Annotated in this window: 2 protein-coding genes; both read left to right on the forward strand. The window is 68.4% G+C overall.

Annotated features, from left to right (window positions below; translation table 11 throughout):
• The first annotated feature begins 117 nt into the window (after positions 1 to 117).
• Positions 118 to 1116: an RluA family pseudouridine synthase gene (locus ACXJKR_RS30725; RefSeq protein WP_457326072.1), complete on the forward strand. Its 999-nt coding sequence runs from the start codon at positions 118 to 120 to the stop codon at positions 1114 to 1116.
• A gap of 240 nt (positions 1117 to 1356) precedes the next feature.
• Positions 1357 to 2102, forward strand: a 746-nt coding sequence (gene scpB, locus ACXJKR_RS30730) for an SMC-Scp complex subunit ScpB (protein ID WP_457326071.1), incomplete at its 3' end; no start/stop codon positions are given.

The raw sequence follows: 2102 nt of genomic DNA on the forward strand, positions 1-2102 counted from the left end.
CTCAAGCCCAGCGCGAACGCCATCAGGACAGTGCCAGCGACGACGCGGGCGGTCTTGAATTTCTCAACAAACATGTCTGAAGTCGACGGCGATGCTGCCGGCTGGTCACAGGGAACAATGGACGCGGAGTATAGGGTGGGGGGTCAGGACGAATTCGAGCCGGGGGTCGAAGAAGCCGGCGACGCTGAACGGCGCACGGCAGATGTCGATGCCGCCGGCCATGGCGAGCGCCTGGACCGCTGGCTGACGACACGGGCGCCGGAGTTCTCGCGCAACCATCTGCAATCCCTGATCGAGCGCGGCTGCGTGACGGTGGACGGCAAGGTGCTGGAGAAGGCCGCCCACAAGCTGCGCGCCGGCCAGCGCGTCGAGATCGAATTGCTGCCGACCGACGAGAGCCGTGCCTTCCGTGCCGAGGCCATGGCGCTGGACTTCGTCTATGAGGACGAGCACATGGCGGTGGTCAACAAKCCTGCCGGCCTGGTCGTGCACCCGGCCGCGGGCAACTGGTCGGGCACGCTGATGAACGGCCTGCTTGCCCATCACGCCGCCGCAGCGACGCTGCCGCGCGGCGGCATCGTGCACCGGCTGGACAAGGACACCAGCGGCGTCATGGTCGTTGGCAAGACGCTGGCGGCCGTCACGGCGCTGATGCGCCAGATTTCAGCGCGCGAGGTGCACCGCGAATACCTGGCTCTGGCCTGGGGGCGTGTCGAGGAGCCTTTCGTCGTCGACCAGGCCATGCGCCGCGACCCGGTGTCGCGCGTCAAGATGGCCATTGCMCYCGCCAACCTCGGCAAGCCGGCGCGCACCGATTTCTTTCCGTTGGGTGTCGGCGAAGTGAATGGCCGGGCCATCAGCGCGGTGCATTGCGTGCTGCACACGGGTCGCACCCACCAGATCCGCGTGCACCTGACGCACAGCGGCCACCCCATGCTGGCGGACGTGCTCTATGGCGGCGCGCCGGCCCTGGGCCTCACGCGCCAGGCCCTGCATGCGGCACGGCTGTCCCTCACCCACCCGACCACCGGCGAACCTCTGGTGCTGACCGCGCCGCTGCCCGCCGACCTGGCCTCCGCCTGGGCCCAGATCGGTGCCGCCGACCTGCCCGGCTGACAGGGCTATACAATGCACCTCGGTTGTCGTGGCAGCCAGCGCGCCAAATGTGCGCGACCCGTGCGGTTAGCAGTTCATCCGCCCGCCCGGTCAACCACCCCGATCGCGTTTCGCTGGAAGGCTGTTGAGCCCCACCGTGACGCCCGGACAGACCCCGTCCGCATTGCCTGCCGAACGCTGTGAGCGCCCAGGCCCGGACGGATTGCCAAGCCAGGCTTGATTGAGGGCGCGATTGCGTTCATGAACACCCAGGATGCCAAGCGCGTCCTCGAGACCGCACTGATCTGTGCTTCGCAGCCGCTGACGCTGCGCGAGCTGCGCAGCCTGTTCGCCGACGAACTCGGCGCCGATACCGTGCGCAGCCTGCTTGACGAGCTGAGCCGCGATTGGGAAGGCAAGGGCGTCGAGCTGGTGGCGCTGGCCTCGGGCTGGCGCTTCCAGAGCCGCCCCGAGCTGCGCGAGTACCTCGACCGGCTGCATCCCGAGAAGCCGCCGCGCTATTCGCGTGCCGTGCTGGAGACGCTGGCCATCATTGCCTACCGCCAGCCTGTTACGCGCGGCGACATCGAGGACATCCGTGGCATCGTCGTCGCCAGCCAGATCGTCAAGCAGCTTGAGGACCGCGGCTGGATCGAGGCCATCGGCCACCGCGAGACCCCGGGTCGCCCGGCGTTGTACGCGACGACCAAGTCCTTCCTGGACGACCTGGGCCTGGCCAGCCTGGAACAGTTGCCCGCCCTGGACATTGGCGGCGAAGCCCCGCCAGCCTTCGAGGCGCTGCAGGGCCAGCTGCTGGACAACTCAGAAGACGCTGAGTTGCCGGCCGAGGCTTCCGCTGAAACGCCCGCCGAAATCCCTGCCGAAATCCCCGCAGAGCCGCCTGCCGAAGAGATCGTCCCGAGTCTGAGCCTGTTTGGCGACGACGGCACGCCCGCACTTCCCAATCCCGACCCCACCGACCCGCCCCCGCAACCCCAGCCCGAATC

The sequence above is a fragment of the Roseateles sp. P5_E11 genome, from assembly GCF_054049355.1.